Origin of the sequence: Kitasatospora sp. HUAS MG31 (assembly GCF_040571325.1) — a bacterium.
Classification (GTDB): Bacteria; Actinomycetota; Actinomycetes; order Streptomycetales; family Streptomycetaceae; genus Kitasatospora; species Kitasatospora camelliae.
Map to the genome: position 1 here is coordinate 7,234,587 of NZ_CP159872.1, position 16,844 is coordinate 7,251,430.

The window sequence follows — 16,844 nt, forward strand, 5'->3', positions numbered from 1 at the left end:
CGCTGGAGGCCCTGATCGAGCCGTCCCTGGAGGCGGCGGGCTGCCTCGGGTACCGGCTGTACGCCGACCCCCGAGGACCGGTCGGCTCCCGGGGACTGACCCGCCCCGGGGACTGACCCCGCCGGGGCCCTGGTCACTGGGTGGCGACGACGATGCAGCGCTCCAGCTCCTCCAGCGCCGCCGGGTCGCCGGTCACCGTGACGGCCCCCGGGGCGCCGGGGGGCTCGCGGTTCCAGAGCCGGCGCAGCAGGTCGGCCGGCGGGCCGGTGAGGGTGACGTCGGCGACGGCGGCCTCCTCGCCGGTGACGTCCTCGACCTCGAACAGGCCCGGGCCGGTCCGGATCCGCCAGGCCGCGCCCTCCGTCAGCACCGCGGCCGTCCGTCCCGGCGAGGCGCCCAGGACGTCGGCGAAGTAGCCGCCCCACTCGGCGACGCCGTACGCCACGAACACCTTGAGCAGCTCGTCGATGCCGTCCACCGCCAGGTCGGCGGGGATCGGCGCGACCGGCTGCCCGGTGCCGAGCTCGGCGTCCACGCGGTGGATCACGGTCTCCTGCGCCATCCGGCGGATCCAGAAGCCGACCGTGCGGTCCGGCGCGTACCAGGACCCGGCCGGGTCCTGGGGCCGCCGGGCCGCGAACTCGGCGCGCAGCCCGGCGTACGCCCGGTCGAGCAGGGCGATCGGATCCTCCTCCGCCAGCTCCTTCGGCGGCCAGGGCTCGGGCTCGGCGCCCTCCCGGATGGCCAGGGTCTTGTGCAGGTACACCTCGCCGACGTGCCGGGTCAGGTCGGCGACGGTCCACCCGGGGCAGCTCGGCACCGCGGCGCCGGGGTTCACGGTCGCGACCGAGCGCAGCCGGGCGTGGTCGGAGGCGAGGCAGTCGAGGAAGCGGGCGTAGTCCATGGCCCCAGTCCATCACGGGACGAGGGTCCGTCAGAAGCCCTGTCGCGTACGGGATTCCGGCGCGTCCTACCGCTCGACGGCCACCCCGAGCGCCTCGGCGGTGCGGAGCAGCTCGGCCCGCGATTGCTCGGCCCGCCGCGGATCCTTCCCGCCCGCCCCGGCCGCGTCCAGGAGCGCCTCGACCAGCGCCGCCGGGAGGCGGCCCTCGCGCACCCCGGCGAGCAGCTCACCGGCCCGCGGGCACTCGGACGCGAAGTCCAGGCACTCCCGGTCCGTCACCAGCATGTCCGTGCAGACCAGGCCGTCGTCCAGGTGCCCCTCGGGGTAGGCGATCCGCGTCCAGGTGCCGGCCTCGGTCCAGTAGACGAAGCCGAGTTCGTTGCCCTCGGCCAGGTCCGCCAGGTCCTCGTGCGGCAGCCAGTCGGGGGCGCCGGCCAGGAAGTCGATCTGCTGGTCGTCCGCGTGGGTGTGGCTGCCGTCCGGGTCCTGGCCGTAGAGGACCGCGCGCCCGTCCGGACGGACCGCGAGCTGCCACCACCAGCCGCTGCCCGGGTTCTCGCACCGGACACCGTCCTCGTCCGCGTGGAACTCGGCGGGCCGCACCCCGGCCGCCGCCACCAGGGCCAGGGCGGCGGCGCGGTGCCGCATCTCCTCGGGCCGGTCCAGGTCCTCCGGAACACCGGGCTGGTGCATGGTTGTTTCTCCCCCGTCGACGTCGCGGACCGCCGTACGGTAGCGCACCCGGCCGACACCCGGCCCGACACCCGGCCCGACGCCCCATCCGGTGCCCCGTCCGGCGCCCTGACGGATCCTCACCCGCTCACCCCGCCGGGCCGGGCCCCTCCGGCAGGAGCTGCTCGGACCAGATCACCTTGCCGGTGGCCGTGTGCCGGGTGCCCCAGCGGTGGGCGAGCTGCGCCACCAGGTACAGGCCGCGGCCGCCCTCGTCCGTGCTGGCGGCCCAGCGCAGGTGCGGCGCGGTGCTGTTCCCGTCCGACACCTCGCAGACCAGGCTGCGGTCGCGCAGCAGCCGCACCCGCACCGGCGGGGCGCCGTACCGGATCGCGTTGGTGATCAGCTCGCTGAGGATGAGTTCGGTGGTGAAGACCGTCTCGCCCAGCCCCCACTCCTCCAGCCGCCGCGCGCAGGCCGACCGGACCGGGGAGACGGCCGAGGGGTCCATCGGCACCTCCCACTCGGCCACCCGGTCCGGCTCCAGCCGCCGGGTCCGGGCGACCAGCAGGGCCACGTCGTCGGCCGGACGGTCCGGCAGCACCGATCCGGTGACCGCCCGGCAGATCTCCTCCGGCCCGCGCGAACCGTCCCCGGTCAGCGCCCGGCGCAGCCGCTCCAGGCCGAGGTCGAGATCCCGGGTGCGGCTCTCCACCAGGCCGTCGGTGAACAGCACCAGCTGGGAACCGGCCGCCAGGTGCAGCTCGGTGACGTCCACCGGCAGGCCGCCGACGCCCAGCGGCGGTGAGACCGCCACCTCCGGGTACGTCACCGTGCCGCCGGGCGCCACCAGCGCCGGACCGGGGTGTCCGGCCCGGGCCAGGCCGCACACCCCGGACACCGGGTCGTACACCGCGTACAGGCAGGTCGAGCCGGTGATCCCGCCGTCCTCGGCCTCGGCGTCCAGCTGGGTGACCAGCTCGTCGAGGCGGCCCAGCACCTCGTCGGGCGGCAGGTCGAGGGCGGAGAAGGTCCGCACGGCGGTCCGCAGCCGGCCCATCGCCACCGCCGCCCGGATGCCGTGGCCGACCACGTCGCCCACCACCAGCGCGGTCCGGAACCCCGACAGCGGGATGACGTCGAACCAGTCGCCGCCCACCCCGGAGTGCGCCGGCCGGTAGTGCGAGGCCACCTCCAGCGCGGCCTGGTCGGGCAGCCGGCTGGGCAGCAGGCTGCGCTGCAGGGTCACCGCCAGCCGGTGCTCGCGCCGGTACCGGCGGGCGTTGTCCACCGCCACGGCCGCCCGGGCGGCCAGATCCTCGGCCAGCGACAGGTCCTCGGCGTCGAACGGCACCCGCCCCGGCCCGCGCCGGAACTCCACCAGGCCCAGGACCACCCCGCGCACCAGCAGCGGTACCACCAGCACGGCCGCATCGGCCGCATGGGCCGCGCCGGACGGGGCGGCGGTGTCGGAACCCGGTTCGGCGGGGGCGATCAGCGCCCGCCCGTCCGCCAGGACGCGGGCCTGCGGCGAGGTCGGCGACACCTCCACCCGCTCGCCGACCGCCGGCTGCCGCGGCGCCGCGTCGGGCCCGGTGTCCGGCTCCGCTTGCGGTCCGCGGAAGGCCGCGCGCCGCAGCCGCCCGTCGGCCGCGTCCGGCTCCTCGCCCCGGGTCACCGCCTCCAGCAGGTCCACGGCCGCCGCGTCGGCGAACCGGGGGACCGCCACCGCCGCCAGCTCCTCGCAGGTCCGCGCCGGGTCCAGGGTGCTGCCCACCGCCAGCCCCGCGTCGTACACCAGCCGGCGCCGCAGGTCGGCCACCTCCACCCGCCCGGCCAGCTCGAACAGCTCGGTGGTGTCGCGCAGGGTCACCACGCTGCTGGGCAGCCCGCCGTACGGGGCGGTGGGCCGCTTGTTCACCACCAGCAGCCGGTCGCCGGCCGGATGGACCCGGTCGGTCGGGTCCTCCGAGGAGGTCAGCAGGGCCAGCGTGTCCCCGTCCAGGCCGAGCTCGGCGACCGGCCGCCACTCGGGGTCCGCGGGCAGCGCCAGCAGCCGCTTGGCCTCGTCGTTGGCCAGCACCAGCCGGCCGTCCGAGGAGACGATCAGCACCCCCTCGCGGACGGCGTGCAGCACGGCGTCGTGGTGCTCGTACATGCGGGTCATGTCCGCCGGGCCCAGGCCGCGGGTCTGCCGCAGCAGCCGGCGGGCGACCAGGGCCGTGCCGAGCGCGCCCAGCGCCACCGCCCCGGCCGCGCCGCCGAGCAGCACCGGCAGGTTGCTCCCCACCACGGCGTCGACCTTCTCCACCGTGATGTTGGCCGAGACCACGCCCTTGGGGGACCCGTCCGGACCGAACACCGGCACGGCCGTGGCGATCGCCCGGTAGCCGGGCTCCTCCAGGGTGAAGGTCACCGTCCGGCCGGCCCGCAGCTCGGGTACCACCTTCTGCACCACGTACGCCGGCGGCTGGTACGGGCGTCCCACGTAGTCCGGGTACGGCGAGGTCAGCTGGACGAAGGAGTTGGAGAACACCAGCAGCCCGTCCACCCCGGTCGTCCGCCGCACCTCCTCGGCCAGCGGCTGCAGCGTGGCCGACGGGTCGGGGCCGTCCAGCGCGGCCGCCACCCCCGGCGCGTGCGCGAAGGACTCCGCCACCCCGCGGGTGACCCGCCGGGCGTCCGACACCGTGCTCGACCGGGCCTGCAGCACCATCGCCGCCACCGCGGCGGCCACCAGCACCAGGACGATCAGCAGCTCCACCAGGAAGACCCGGCCCGCCACGCTGCGCACGGTGAGCAGGGCGCGGATCCCGCCCGGCCCGCGCGTGGTCGGCGCACCGCGGTCGGGGGGAGGGGAGGAGCGGTGGCCGCGTCCCGTCACACCCCATGCTTAGCACCCGTCACCCCCGTCGCGCACCGATCCGCCCGGATCGTCCACGATCACGGTTTCACGGGCACGCACCCTGCCCCGGTGCCCCGGCTGCTGCTGCGTCCTGGAGGGCCCGGGCCTGACCCTTGCCGAGCCCTTGCCTCGTCCCTCGGATCACGGCGGGATCCGCGAAGGCACGCCCTAAGGTAAGCGGGGTGTCCACGACCATCGAACGTGACGACGCCGTCGAGCAGCTCGAGCCCTTCCGCCGGGAGCTGACGGCCTACTGCTACCGGATGCTGGGCTCCTCGTTCGAGGCCGAGGACGCCGTGCAGGAGACCCTGGTCCGCGCCTGGTCGAAGTACGACGGGTTCGAGGGCCGGTCGGCGCTGCGCACCTGGCTGTACCGGATCGCCACCAACGTCTGCCTGGACATGGCGCCCGCCGCCCAGCGCCGGGCCCGGCCGATGGACCTGTGCTCGCCGGGTTCCGCCGCCGAGCCGGACCTGGCGCGGCTGGAGGAGCGGGTCTGGCTCGGTCCTGTCCCCGATGCGCGGGTGCTCGCCGGGGATCCGGCCCAGGTCGCGGTGGGGCGAGAGACGATCCGGCTGGCCTTCGTCGCCGCCCTGCAGAGGCTCCCGGCCCGGCAGCGGGCCGTCCTGATCCTGCGCGAGGTGCTGGCCTGGTCCGCGGCCGAGACCGCCGAACTGCTGGACACCACCGTGGCCTCGGTCAACAGCGCCCTCCAGCGGGCCCGGGCCACCCTCGCCGAGGGCGGCGGCGTCCCGTCCACCGACACCGCCAGGCCGCTCGACGACACCCAGCGGACGCTGCTGGCCCGGTACGTCCAGGCGTTCGAGGCCTTCGACATCGACGGCCTGACCGCCCTGCTGCACGAGGACGCCGTTCTCAACATGCCGCCCTACCGGCTGTGGCTGCGGGGCGTGGACGAGCTGCGCACCTGGTGGCTGGGCCCGGGCTCCGGCTGCCGGGGCTCGCGCCTGCTGCCGGTGGAGGCCAACGGCACCCCCGCGTTCGCCCAGTACCGCCCGGCCGAGGACGGCGACGGGTGGACGCCCTGGGGCCTCACCCTGCTGGAGATCACCGACGGCCGGATCTCCGCCATGACCAACCACATGGACACCGCCCGCCTCTTCCCGCTCTGGGGCCTGCCCGCCCGCCTGCCCGCCCGCCTGCCCACCGAGGACTGAACGGCCGGACCACCCGGCCGCCCTACCGCGCGGGCGGGGGTGGGGCTACAAAGGGCGGGGTGGAGATCATCACGGGTGGCGCCGAATCCGCCGACGAGATCCTCGCGCTGCTCGACGGCGCCGTGGCGTGGCTGGTGTCGCTGGGGCGGACCGGGCAGTGGGGGGACCAGCCGTGGAGCGGGCGACCGGCGGCGGCGGAGCGGATCCGGGAGTACGCGCGCGACCACCTGGTCCGGCTGGCCGTGGACGACCGGGGGCGGACGGTCGGGGCCTGCGTGCTCGCCGAGGAGGTGCCGCGGTACGTGACGCCGGCCGCCGAGCGCGAGCTGTACCTCCGCAACCTGGTCACCGACCGCGCCCGCAAGGGCTCGGGCATCGGCGCGGCGCTGGTGACCGACGCGGTGGAGGAGGCCCGCCGCCGGGGCATCGCGCTGCTGCGGGTGGACTGCTACGCGGGCGGCGACCGCCGGCTGGTCGACCAGTACGTCCGGCTCGGCTTCACCCCGGCCGAGGGGTTCGAGGTGGAGATGCCCGGCGGCGAGCCGTGGCCGGGCCAGGTCCTGGAGCTCAGGGTGTGACCCGGTCCGGCAGCGCCGTGGCGGCGGGGCGGACGCGGGCGATCAGGAGGGCGACGTCGTCGTGGTCGCCGGGCTGGCGCAGCTCCCGCAGCAGCCGGTTGCAGGTGGCCTCCACCGTCGGGTCCTCGTGGTCGAGCAGGCGGCGGAGCCGGTCCAGGCGGACGTCGATCGGCTGGTGGCGGGTCTCGACCAGGCCGTCCGTGTAGAGGACCAGCCGGTCGCCGGGCCCGAGCGGGACGTCGGTGGTGCGGAAGACACCGTCGCCCACGCCCAGCGGGGTGCCGGTGGGCAGGTCGAGGAGTTCCGGCGGCCCGCCGGCCCGGGCCAGGACGGGCGGGAGGTGGCCGGCGAGGGAGATCCGGCAGTGGCCGGCCCGGGCGTCGTGGACCGCGCAGACGCAGGTGGCGATGGACGGGGCCAGGCCCTCGGTGATCCGGTCGAGGTGGCCGAGGATCTGATCGGGGTCGAGACCGAGCCCGGCCAGCGTGGACGTGGCGGTGCGCAGCCGGCCCATCGTGGTGGCGGCGGGGATGCCGCTGCCCATGACGTCGCCCACCACGAGGGCGGTCCGGTCGTCCTCCAGTCCGATCACGTCGTACCAGTCGCCGCCGACCTCGCTGAACGCCTGGGCGGGCCGGTAGCGGGCGGCGAGTTCCAGGTGCGGGTGGTCGTGGGTGAGCCGGGGGAGGAGGCTGCGCTGCAGCGTCTCGGCGGTGCTGCGGAGTTGCTGGTGGAGGCGGGCGTTGTCGATGCAGACGGCGGCGCGGGAGGCGAGCTCGGCGGCGAGGGTCAGGTCGTCCCGGTCGAACGGCCGCGGGTCGCGGGCCCGGGCGAGCCCGACCACGCCGAGGAGCCGTCCCCGGGCGATGAGGGGGACGGCCAGCACGGTGTGCACGCCGGCGCTCGCCAGCCGCCGGGCGGCGTCCGGCCCGGTGGCCACCCGCCCGGGGTCGTTCAGGTGGCTGATCAGCAGCGGGCGGCGGGTACGGATGCAGTGGGCCGCCGGATGGTCGGCGGGGTAGGTGGTGACGCGGCCCGGCGGGACGATCGCCCGGGCGGCCTCGGTGGGGTAGGCGGTCTTCACGGCCAGGGCGCGGAACAGCTCCGGACCCTCGCCGCTCTCCGGGGCACCGTCGGGCAGCATCGCCTCCAGCAGGTCCACCGCCACCATGTCCGCCAGGTCCGGCACCACCACGTCGGCCAGTTCGCGGGCGGTCTGCTCGACCTCCAGGGTGGTGCCGATCCGGGCGGAGCCGTCGGCGATCAGGGCGAGCCGCTGCCGGGCGTGCTCGGCCTCGGTGGTCGCCCGGTACCGGTCGGTCACGTCGACGACCGAGTTGGCGATGCCCAGGACGTGCCCGTGGGAGTCCTCCAGCCGGAAGAAGGACACCGACCAGGCGTGGTCGTGGTCGGGGTCGGCCCGGGTCCGGCCGAGGGTGTACCGGTCGACGACCGGCGTGCCCGACTCCAGGACCTGCCGCATGGTGGCCTCGGCGGTGCCGAACTGCTCCGGGGGCATCACGTCGCGCAGGCGCCGGCCGAGGTGCTCCTCCTCGGGAACCCCGTGGATCCGGGCGAGTGCGGGGTTGACCGCCGCGTAGCGGAGGTCGCCGTCCAGGACGGCCAGACCGATCGGGGACTGGGTCACCAGCCGGGCCGAGAGGGCCACGTCGCGCTCCACCCGCTGCAGGGTCTGCCGGTCGGTGGCCAGCCCCAGGGCGTAGAAGTCGCCGAGGCTGTCGGTCAGCCGCATGTTGCGGAACTCGACCAGCCGGGTGGTGCCGTCCTTGCGCACGACCGGGAACGCCCCCGCCCATCCCCGGCCGGTCCGCAGCATCTCCGCGAACAGGCCGAGCGCCTGGTCCCGGTCCCGCGGGTGGAGGAGCAGCGGCGCCGCGTACCGCCCGACCGCCTCGTCGGCCGCGTAGCCGAACAGCTCCTCGGCCTGCGGGCTCCACATGTCCACCCGCCCGTCGGCCTCCAGCAGGACCGCCGCCACGCCCAGCAGGTCCATCAGCCCGCTCGGGCCCGCCACCGCCACCTCGGGTTCCGCCCGGCCGGGCCCGGCCGCGGACCCTTCGGACCGGCCCATCGCGGCACCTCCTCGCACCGGCCCGTCACGGAACGCGGTGCACCGGCGCTCGCCCGAGGCCCTTCCCCTCCATGCTGCTCCGCGGGGTCGGGCTGTGCGCGACCAGCCCGTACCGGGCGCGGTGGACGGCCCGTCCGGTGCCGGGGGAGCGGTCGCAGGATGTGGCTGTTCGGTGAAGGCGTGTTCGGTTCTCCGGTGGAGGGGTGACGTCCGTCACAGGGGCGTCCGGCGTCAACGAGGCGGCGTAGTAGTGAGCCACGCAGGGACATTTCACGCTGATCCATGGCGACTCGGACATTTGCCGCGATCGTTCGTGTGGCGGTCGACCCTCTCCGGCGGCCGCCCCCGGGACCAGGGAAGAAGCGCGGTCCTGACGGACCGGCAGGTCGGCGCCGGTGCGTCCGGGCCCCGGGCTGCACGGCGGGCGGCCCGGATCAAGGCCTCGTTCGGCTACGAGCGGCCGTAGTACCGGAGGGCTTTGCCCCGGTTGCGGGGGCGTCCTCAGAATGGCCGGGCCTGCAGGACGCCGCGGTTGCGGCACCGGAGGCGTGCGGCATCCCGCCGCGTCCCCGGTGCGCGTGGTGCCCGTGGTGCCCCGAATTGCCAGGACGGCTCCGGGGCCGTCGCCGGCTCGGGTGCCGCGGCGCGGAGGGGTGGAGGATCCGCCCTCCCGCGCTCCGCACGGCCCGGGGGCGCATCCCGTGGGTGAAGGCCGAACCAGCGAATGAGGTCAGGTATGACGAAGCACCGCAAGAGCAACCGTCGGCGGAGGATATCCGTGGCCGTGGCCCTTGCGATGGCGGTGGGTACGCCGTCCGTCGCGTTCGCCTGCGACCAGTGGAGCGGTGGATGGGGCCGGCAGGACCGCGGCCACGCCCGGGCCACCGACCAGGTCCGCCCGGTGGCCTGGTCCACGTCCACGGGACGGTGGGACTCCGCCTCGCCGCGCTGGCAGGCGTCGCCCAGCGCGTCCGCCTCCGCCACCGCCACCGCCACGCCCACCGAGGCCGCCCCCGCCCCCGCGTCCCCCGCCCCGGCCGGCACCGCCGCCGCCGCCGTGCCGACCAAGGCCCCGAGTCCCACGGCCTCGCAGACCCCGGCGAGCCGCTCCGCCACCCGCACCGCGACGCCGACCCCCGCCGCACCGACCACCGCGGCCCCCACCACGGCCGCCCCCGCCGGCTCCGGGCTGTCCGCCGCGGCGAGCCGGGTCCTGGCCCTGGTCAACACCGAGCGCCAGAAGGCCGGCTGCGGCCCGGTCACCGCCAACGCGAAGCTCACCGCCGCCGCCCAGGCGCACAGCCAGGACATGGCCGCCCACGCCACCATGACCCACACCGGGTCCGACGGCTCCACGGCGGGCGACCGCATCACGCGCGCCGGCTACGCCTGGTCCACCTACGGCGAGAACGTGGCCTACGGCTACAGCACCCCCGAGGCCGTGATGAACGGCTGGATGACGAGCCCCGGCCACAAGGCCAACATCCTCAACTGCGCGTTCAAGGAGATCGGCATCGGCCTGGCCCAGCCCGGCAACTACTGGACCCAGGACTTCGGCACGTCGAGGTAGTCCCGCACGCCGAGGGAGTCCCCCGGCCGCGCCTCTCCCGCACTCGCCGCCCCGCCCGCCCCGGGCCGGCGCCGGAGGAGCGCCCCGGGCCGGGCCCCGCCCTCGAGCCGACTGCCCCACGACCCCGTGGAGGGCCGCGATGGACATGCGCTACGAGGCGTACGGCGGCGTCAGGGCGGCGTGAGGGCGGCGTCAGGCGGCGGGCAGCGGCGGGGGAGCCGGGCGGTGCTGCGGGATCCGGACGGAGTTCATGCCGGCCGCGGTCGCCGCCCGGATCCCCAGATCGGTGTCCTCGAACACCAGGCAGTGCTCGGGGGCCACCCCGAGCAGCTCGGCGGCGCGCAGGAACGCCTCGGGGTGCGGCTTCGGCCGCGCATAGTCACCGGCGCACACCAGGACCTCGAACCTGTCCAGGAGACCGAGCACGGTCAGCGAGGCGGTCACCGACTCCCGGGTGCTGCCCGACACCACGGCGAACGGGACCCGGCCGTACGCGTCCTCGATGTGCTCCAGCGCCTCCGGCACCGCCCGGATCCGCGGCAGCATCCGCTGGAAGAGCTCCTCGCGGCGCCGGGCGACTCGCGCCACGGGCATGGTCAGGCCGTTCATCCCGTTGAGCGAGGCGATGATGTCCGCCACCGGTCGGCCGCCCCACGCGTAGAACAGCTCCTCCGGGAACGCGCATCCCCACTCGGCCAACGCCTGCCGCCACGCGTCGTAGTGCAGCGGCATCGAGTCGGCGACCGTCCCGTCGCAGTCGAACAGATAGGCGCGGTACTCACCCGGCGGCGGATCGATCAGCATCGCGCCACCCTACCGGCCACCCCGGGACACCCCGGGCGCGCTTCGTCCGCCCCATCGTCGAGGCCCCCCTCAGCGGTCCGTGATGCCCAGCGCCGTCCGGACCTCGCCGGCCAGTCGGGCGTCCAGGCCGGGCACGGTCATCCGGTTCTTCACCAGCGCGAACGCGAACCGGTGAGCCGGATCGGCCAGGGCGGTGCTCCCGCCCGATCCGCTGGTGCCGAAACCGCCCCGCGGCCGTACCGGGACCGTAGCGCGGTCGCCGACCACGAACCCCCGTCCCATCGTCAGCGGGACGCCCAGGATCCGGTCCACCCCGCTCGCCCGGCCCGTTGTCGCCGCGGTCACGGTCGTCGCGGACAGCAGCCGGACGCCGTCCAGCTCGCCGCCGCAGGCCAGCGCCGCGTACATCCGGGCCACCGCGCGCGCGGTCATCACCCCGTTGGCCGGCAGCGCCGTGCGCCGGAAGTCGGCCCGGTCGGCGAGGGCGGCCACCGGCCGGACCCCGCGCGGAACGGCGACGGTGAACGGCCCGTCGGCCGGCATCCGCTCCAGGCGGTCCGCCCAGCCGCCGTCGTAGCAGGTGGCCAGCCGCCCGAGCAGGCGGTCCGGCACGTGGAACAGCAGCTCGTCGCCGACGCCGAGGGGCTCCGCCAGCTCCTCGCGCAGCAGGCGGTCGCAGGTCCGGCCGGTCGCGCGGCGCAGGAGTTCCGCCAGCAGCAGCCCGTAGGTCCATGCGTGGTACCCCGGGCCGGCCCCGGGCTCCCAGCGCGGCGGTTGACCGGCCAGCCAGTCGGCCGACCCGCGCAGATCGAGAAGCCGCTCGGGCGTCACCTCCGGCGGAAGCTGCGGCAACCCCGCCGTGTGGGACAGCACCTGCCCGAGCGTCACCCGCTCCTTGCCCGCCGCCCCGAACTCCGGCCAGTACCGCGCCACCGGCGCCTCGTACGCCAGGACGCCCCGGTCCACCAGCACCGCGACCAGCGTCGCCGCCACCCCCTTGCCCGTCGACCAGGCCTGCACCAGGGTGTCCGGGCCCATCGGCCGCCCCTCGGCCACATCCGCCGACCCCGCCCACGCGTCCACCACCACCTCCCCGTCGTGCCAGGCGGCCACCTGCACCCCGGTCTCCGCACCGCGGCCGACCACCTCCGCCAGCACCGCCTCGACCCGCCGCTGCGCCGGGTTGTCCGGCCCCACGTCCGTCCCCATGGACCCACCTCCACTCTCGCACCCTCAACTCGTCCCGAAACCCGAACGATCCCGGGACGAACGACTCCTACGCGCCCGTGCGGGACCCGAACGCCCCGGACCCCGAAGCGCGGAAGGCCGCGGTCAGGGCGGCTTCGGCCGCCCTGGGGCCGCCGCGGAGGTACACCCTCGACCCCGACGGGCGGCTGGTCAGGCTGGACACCCGGTAGGCGGCCCCCCGGTGCGACTCAGGCCGATTCCCGCTTCAGGACGGCCGGGGCGTGTGGGGGAGCAGCCCGGCCGCGGGGCTGCCGGAAAGTTCTCGGAGATTTCTGCTCGGGCAGCGATGAGTTCCGCCGGCGCGGTCCGTCTGACCCGGTGAGGCAGAAACGAGACCCGAGCTTGCAGGGAGCGCATCATGAGGAAGATCTCCGCTGGTCTGTTCATCGCCGCCGACGGCGTGGTGGAGAGCCCGGACAAGTGGCACTTCCCGTACTTCAACGAGGAGATGGGCGCCGCGGTGACGGCGCAGATCGGCGAGGCGGACACCCTGCTGCTGGGCCGCGTCACCTACGACGGCTTCGCGGACGCCTGGCCCGAGCGGGAGCTGGCCGGGGAGGAGGACGCCGGGATGGCGAAGGATCTCGGCGACACCCGCAAGATCGTGGTGTCGGCCTCCCCGCAGGCGTTCACCTGGCGCAACTCCGAGCAACTGCAGGGCGACCTCGTCGAGGCGGTCACCGCGCTGAAGGCCGAGCCCGGCGGGACGATCGCGATGTCCGGCTCGATCTCGGTGGTGCGGCAGCTGCTGGCCGCCGGCCTCGTCGACGAGCTGCACCTGCTGGTCCACCCGATCGCGGTCGGCGCGGGCATGCGGCTGTTCGACGAGACCGCCGGCCCGATCCCGCTGAAGCTGCTCCGCTGCGAGACCTTCACCACCGGTGTGCTGTACGTCGTGTACGGGCCCGCCGACCAGGCCTGACAAGCGGATCCAGCGCGTACGCGTTAATTCGCTGGCGCACCGTCAGCCTTCTCTTCTACGGTGTACAGGAACTCCTGTACACCGTAGAAGTGGAGCAAGGGCGTGCCCCAGACCCAGCGCCGGAAGGACCGGTGGCTGATCCTCGCCGTCATCTGCCTCGCGCAGCTGACCGTGATCCTCGACAACACCATCCTCAACGTGGCGATCCCCTCGCTCACCGAGGAGTTGGGCGCGAGCACCGCCCAGACCCAGTGGGTGATCGGCGCCTACTCGCTGGCCCAGGCCGGCCTGCTGATCGCGGCCGGCGGCCTCGCCGACCGGTACGGCCGCAAGCGGGTGCAGCTGCTGGGCCTCGCGCTGTTCGGCACCGGTTCGCTGGTCGCCGCGCTGGCCACCGGCCCCGGCCAGCTGATCGCCGCCCGGGCCGGCATGGGCGTCGGCGGCAGTTTGCTGCTGGCCACCAGCCTCGCCATCGTGGTGCGCACCTTCGACGCCGAGGAGCAGCCCAAGGCGATCGCCGCCTGGTCGGCGGTGGCCTCGCTCGGCTTCGCGCTCGGCCCGGTGATCGGCGGCGTGCTGCTCGCCCACTTCTGGTGGGGCTCCACCTTCCTGGTCAACCTGCCGGTCGCGGCGATCGCCCTGGTCGCGGTGGCCAAGCTGGTCCCCGAGTCCAAGGACCCGCGCGGCGACCGGCCCGACCTGCTGGGCGCCGCGCTCTCCACGGCCGGCCTGGTCGGCCTGGTGTACGCGGTCATCCAGGGCCCCGGCCACGGCTGGACCTCCGCCGCCACCCTGCTGCCCGCCGGCCTCGGCCTGCTCTTCCTGGCCGCCTTCGCGCTCTGGGAGCACCGGATCGAGCACCCGCTGCTGGACCTGGCGTTCTTCCGCAACGGCCGGTTCCGCGGCGCCGTCTCGGGCGGGGTGCTGGTCAGCTTCGGCATGGGCGGCTCGCTCTTCCTGCTCACCCAGCACCTGCAGTTCGTGCTCGGGTACGACCCGCTGGCCGCCGGCCTGCGGACCGCCCCGATGGCCCTCACCATCGTCGCGCTCAACCTCACCGGCGCCGGGATGCGGCTGACCGCGAAGCTCGCCCCGCCGGTCGCCGTCGCCGCCGGCCTGTCCCTGCTGGCCGGCGGCCTCGCCGCGATCGCCCTGTTCGGCCACGGCGGCTCGTACCCGGGCGTGCTGCTCGGACTGGTGATGATGGGCGCCGGCGTGGCCTGCGCCCAGCCCGCCATGGCGGGTGCGGTGATGGGATCGATCCCGCCCGAGCGGGCCGGCATCGGCTCCGGGCTGATGGGCACGCTCTCCGAGCTGGGCAACTCGCTCGGGGTGGCCGTCCTCGGCGCGGTGCTGACGGCGGGCTTCGCGGGCGCGCTGCCCGCCGGGGTCCCGGAGTCGGCCGCCCGCTCGCTGCCGGAGGCGCTGCTCGCCGGCGGGCCGTCCGCCGCCGAGCCGATCCGCTCGGCCTTCGCGGACAGCCTCACCCAGGGCCAACTGATCGGCGCGGTGGCCGTGCTGGCCGGCGGACTGGTCGCGGCCTGGCTGCTCGCCCGGGCCGTCGGCCAGGCGCCCGTACCGCCGGTGCCGCCCGCGCCGTCGGAGGGCGGAGCGGCCGAGCCGGCCGCCCAGGCGGGCTGACCCCGCCTCTACTATCGCTGCACGGCCGTCTCCCCGGCGGCCGTGCGGCGAACCGAGCACCGAAGGACGAGCATGGCGGACAAGCCCCGCGACCCCGGCGTCAGCATCTGGGTCCGCCCGCCCCGGGCTCCCCGGCGCGGCAGCGCCCCGACCGGCCTCAGCCGGGACCGGATCCTCCGCGCGGCCACCGACCTGCTGGACGCCGAGGGCGTGGAGGCGTTCTCCATGCGCAAGCTCGCCGCCGCCCTGGACGTCACCCCGATGTCCGTCTACTGGTACGTCGACAACAAGGACGAACTCCTCGAACTCGCCCTGGACACCGCCCTCGGCGAGATGCGGGTCGACCCGCTCGCCGAGGACGCGGCGGACGGCGACTGGCGGGAGCACCTGCGGCTGCTGGTGCACGAGTACCGCAACTGCTTCGCCCGGCACCCGTGGGCCGCCCAGCTCGCCGGCCGCTACCTGGCCATCGGCCCCAACGCGGTCGCCTTCAACACCAGCGCCGTCGGCACCCTCCGCCGCACCGGACTGGAGGGCGAGCGCCTGATGGCCGCCCTCGGCCTGGTCCTCCAGTTCGCGTACGGGTACGCCCTCGTCGAGGCCCAGTGGCTGGGGCGGGTCAAGGCCTCCGGCCGGACCGAGGACGAGCTCGGCCTGGACATCCGCGGCATCGCCGAGCAGGCGGACAGCTGGTACGCGGAGAACGCGGACCTGCAGCCCGGCGACGACGGCATGGCCGCCGCCCGTGAGCGCCAGTTCGAGGCCGGCCTGGACCTCGCCCTGGCCGGCATCGCCGCCGCAGCGGCCGCCGCCCGCTGACCCACCCTCCGCCCCGGGGCCCCACCCCGGGGAAACCGCAGGTCAGCGCTTGATCGAACGGGCTTGCGCCCGGGTCGGCGCAGCCGGTACCGTCCCGCGACCGCGGTCACCGGGACCGCGGCAGAGGGGAAGCCGCCGTGCCGTCCACCGTGCAGGACCCGCCCGCGAGAACCGGGGCCGACCAGGGCTCCTGGCCGCGTCCCATGACCCGGTTCGCCATCACCTCGGTGGCCACCGGGCTGCTCGGACTCTGGCCGCTGGCCGTGGGGTTCGCCGTCGCCGCCCTGGTGAAGGTGCGCCGGGGGCGTCACCGCGGCAAGGGCCTGGCCGTGCTGGGCCTGGTGCTGTCGGTCCTGGGCGCGCTGGTGACGACCGTGCAGTTCCTGGGGCTGGACCGGTTCGACCGGGGCCGGACCGTCCCGATCGCCGCGATGGCGCCGGGCGACTGCTTCTACTTCGACAACCGGCCCCACCCGGCCCTCGCCGCCTGGGACCCCGACCTCGTCCCCCCGGACGCCGTGCAGGTCCCGTGCGCCGAGCCGCACAACGGCGAGGTGGTCGCGGTCGCCCCGCTGGAGCGCGTCTCCTACCTGCCGCAGGAGGTCGCCGACCAGGCCCGCACCACCTGCGCCCCGGGGTTCGCCGACTACCTGCCCGACCAGTGGACCCTGCCCGCGAACGTGGTGCCCTCCTACATCTACCCGCGCCCCACCTCCAAGCTGACCAAGGGCGAGCGCCTGAGCTGCGTGTACGCCGACCGGGACGGCCTGCGGGCCGGCTCGGTGCGCCGGTCCGGACCGCCGACCGGGGAGCAGCAGCCGTACCTGGCGGCCGTCCGGCCGTACAACCTGGTGGTGGGCTGGGGCCCGGACATCGACCCGGCGGACGCGGACGTCGAGGGTCTCAAGGCCTTCCGGGCGTACGCCGGGGAGCTGGCGGCGGCCGAGCGGGAGGCGGCCGGGGCGCTGCGGGCGGGGACCTTCCCGGAGGCGGTCCGGGCGGACCTGGCCCGGCTGGCCGAGGCCCAGCTGAAGGCGGCCGAGCTCTGGCAGCGGGTGGACGCCGCCCGCGGTCCGGACGAACTCGCCGCCGCGGTCGCCGCCGCCGAGCGGGCCGACGACGGCCTGGCGACCCTCGCCCTCCCGGTCCGGCGCGCGCTGGGCCTGGCCACCGGCCGGCCGGGGAGCCACCGGCTGTGACGCCGCCGGCGTGAGCGGTCGGCCGGGGAAGGCCGCTCGGGTGGGGTGCGCCGTCTCGGGGACACACCAGCGCGGCGCGAGCGGTTCGCGGCCCGGGCGGCCGTAGCGTCGCTGTCACGGACCCGGTCACGGGTACCGCCGCCCCGGGCGAACACCCCCTGCCGCCCGGGGCCACACGTCTGTCCGGGCCCGGCCGGCGCGGCCCGGTTCTCACCCGTTCGCCGGTAAGCGGTCGCGTCCCGGGCCGGTGCGCGGGGAGGGTGGCCGGGGACCGGTGCCGACCTCGCGTGTCCGGTCCGCGGTGCCGGAGGG

The 16,844-nt window shown here is 75.8% G+C and carries 13 protein-coding genes; 7 read left to right on the top strand and 6 right to left on the bottom strand.

Going from position 1 to position 16,844, the window contains the following annotated elements; translation table 11 throughout:
- Positions 1-133 precede the first annotated feature (133 nt).
- From ABWK59_RS32570 to ABWK59_RS32580, 3 genes are all read right to left on the bottom strand, one after another.
- Positions 134-904, bottom strand: coding sequence for a maleylpyruvate isomerase family mycothiol-dependent enzyme (locus ABWK59_RS32570; protein WP_354644264.1), 771 nt, complete (start codon positions 902-904; stop codon positions 134-136).
- A gap of 66 nt (positions 905-970) precedes the next feature.
- A complete protein-coding gene (locus ABWK59_RS32575) occupies positions 971-1,597 on the bottom strand; it encodes a hypothetical protein (RefSeq protein WP_354644265.1) in 627 nt (208 codons plus the stop codon).
- Between the two features lie 127 nt (positions 1,598-1,724).
- A complete protein-coding gene (locus ABWK59_RS32580) occupies positions 1,725-4,460 on the bottom strand; it encodes a SpoIIE family protein phosphatase (protein WP_354644266.1) in 2,736 nt (911 codons plus the stop codon).
- Between the two features lie 203 nt (positions 4,461-4,663).
- On the opposite strand from ABWK59_RS32580, the gene ABWK59_RS32585 reads away from it, so the two are divergent.
- Positions 4,664-5,659: a sigma-70 family RNA polymerase sigma factor gene (locus ABWK59_RS32585; protein WP_354644267.1), complete on the top strand. Its 996-nt coding sequence runs from the start codon at positions 4,664-4,666 to the stop codon at positions 5,657-5,659.
- Between the two features lie 59 nt (positions 5,660-5,718).
- Positions 5,719-6,237 carry a GNAT family N-acetyltransferase gene (locus ABWK59_RS32590; protein WP_354644268.1) on the top strand — a complete coding sequence of 173 codons (519 nt, stop codon included), beginning with the start codon at positions 5,719-5,721 and terminating at the stop codon, positions 6,235-6,237.
- Here ABWK59_RS32590 and ABWK59_RS32595 read toward each other — a convergent pair.
- Positions 6,227-8,329, bottom strand: a complete 2,103-nt coding sequence (locus ABWK59_RS32595; RefSeq protein WP_420492886.1) for a SpoIIE family protein phosphatase — start codon at positions 8,327-8,329, stop codon at positions 6,227-6,229. The genes ABWK59_RS32590 and ABWK59_RS32595 overlap by 11 nt on opposite strands.
- A 778-nt stretch (positions 8,330-9,107) precedes the next feature.
- Between ABWK59_RS32595 and ABWK59_RS32600 the strand changes: the two genes are divergently transcribed.
- A complete protein-coding gene (locus tag ABWK59_RS32600; protein WP_354644269.1) occupies positions 9,108-9,899 on the top strand; it encodes a CAP domain-containing protein in 792 nt (263 codons plus the stop codon).
- A 192-nt stretch (positions 9,900-10,091) separates the two neighbouring features.
- On the opposite strand, the gene ABWK59_RS32605 is transcribed toward ABWK59_RS32600, so the two are convergent.
- Both ABWK59_RS32605 and ABWK59_RS32610 read right to left on the bottom strand, forming a co-directional pair.
- On the bottom strand, positions 10,092-10,703 hold the full coding sequence (locus ABWK59_RS32605; RefSeq protein ID WP_354644270.1) for an HAD family hydrolase: 612 nt from the start codon (positions 10,701-10,703) through the stop codon (positions 10,092-10,094).
- A gap of 69 nt (positions 10,704-10,772) precedes the next feature.
- Positions 10,773-11,912: a serine hydrolase domain-containing protein gene (locus ABWK59_RS32610; RefSeq protein ID WP_354644271.1), complete on the bottom strand. Its 1,140-nt coding sequence runs from the start codon at positions 11,910-11,912 to the stop codon at positions 10,773-10,775.
- 397 nt (positions 11,913-12,309) lie between these two features.
- Between ABWK59_RS32610 and ABWK59_RS32615 the strand changes: the two genes are divergently transcribed.
- The 4 genes from ABWK59_RS32615 (at position 12,310) to ABWK59_RS32630 (ending at position 16,532) form a co-directional block, all read left to right on the top strand.
- On the top strand, positions 12,310-12,873 hold the full coding sequence (locus ABWK59_RS32615; RefSeq protein ID WP_354644272.1) for a dihydrofolate reductase family protein: 564 nt from the start codon (positions 12,310-12,312) through the stop codon (positions 12,871-12,873).
- 102 nt (positions 12,874-12,975) lie between these two features.
- Positions 12,976-14,514, top strand: coding sequence for an MFS transporter (locus tag ABWK59_RS32620; RefSeq protein ID WP_354644273.1), 1,539 nt, complete (start codon positions 12,976-12,978; stop codon positions 14,512-14,514).
- Positions 14,515-14,586: 72 nt separating this feature from the next.
- Positions 14,587-15,333, top strand: a complete 747-nt coding sequence (locus ABWK59_RS32625; protein ID WP_354644274.1) for a TetR/AcrR family transcriptional regulator — start codon at positions 14,587-14,589, stop codon at positions 15,331-15,333.
- 137 nt (positions 15,334-15,470) lie between these two features.
- Positions 15,471-16,532, top strand: a complete 1,062-nt coding sequence (locus ABWK59_RS32630; RefSeq protein WP_354644275.1) for a DUF4190 domain-containing protein — start codon at positions 15,471-15,473, stop codon at positions 16,530-16,532.
- The last annotated feature ends 312 nt before the right edge of the window (positions 16,533-16,844 follow it).

Excerpts from the sequence above, each read along its gene's own strand:
- ABWK59_RS32605 (WP_354644270.1), bottom strand. The coding sequence starts at position 10,703 with ATGCTGATCGATCCGCCGCCGGGTGAGTACCGCGCCTATCTGTTCGAC.
- ABWK59_RS32575 (WP_354644265.1), bottom strand. The coding sequence starts at position 1,597 with ATGCACCAGCCCGGTGTTCCGGAGGACCTGGACCGGCCCGAGGAGATG.
- ABWK59_RS32625 (WP_354644274.1), top strand. The coding sequence starts at position 14,587 with ATGGCGGACAAGCCCCGCGACCCCGGCGTCAGCATCTGGGTCCGCCCG.
- ABWK59_RS32615 (WP_354644272.1), top strand. The coding sequence starts at position 12,310 with ATGAGGAAGATCTCCGCTGGTCTGTTCATCGCCGCCGACGGCGTGGTG.
- ABWK59_RS32610 (WP_354644271.1), bottom strand. The coding sequence starts at position 11,912 with ATGGGGACGGACGTGGGGCCGGACAACCCGGCGCAGCGGCGGGTCGAG.
- ABWK59_RS32570 (WP_354644264.1), bottom strand. The coding sequence starts at position 904 with ATGGACTACGCCCGCTTCCTCGACTGCCTCGCCTCCGACCACGCCCGG.
- ABWK59_RS32595 (WP_420492886.1), bottom strand. The coding sequence starts at position 8,329 with ATGGGCCGGTCCGAAGGGTCCGCGGCCGGGCCCGGCCGGGCGGAACCC.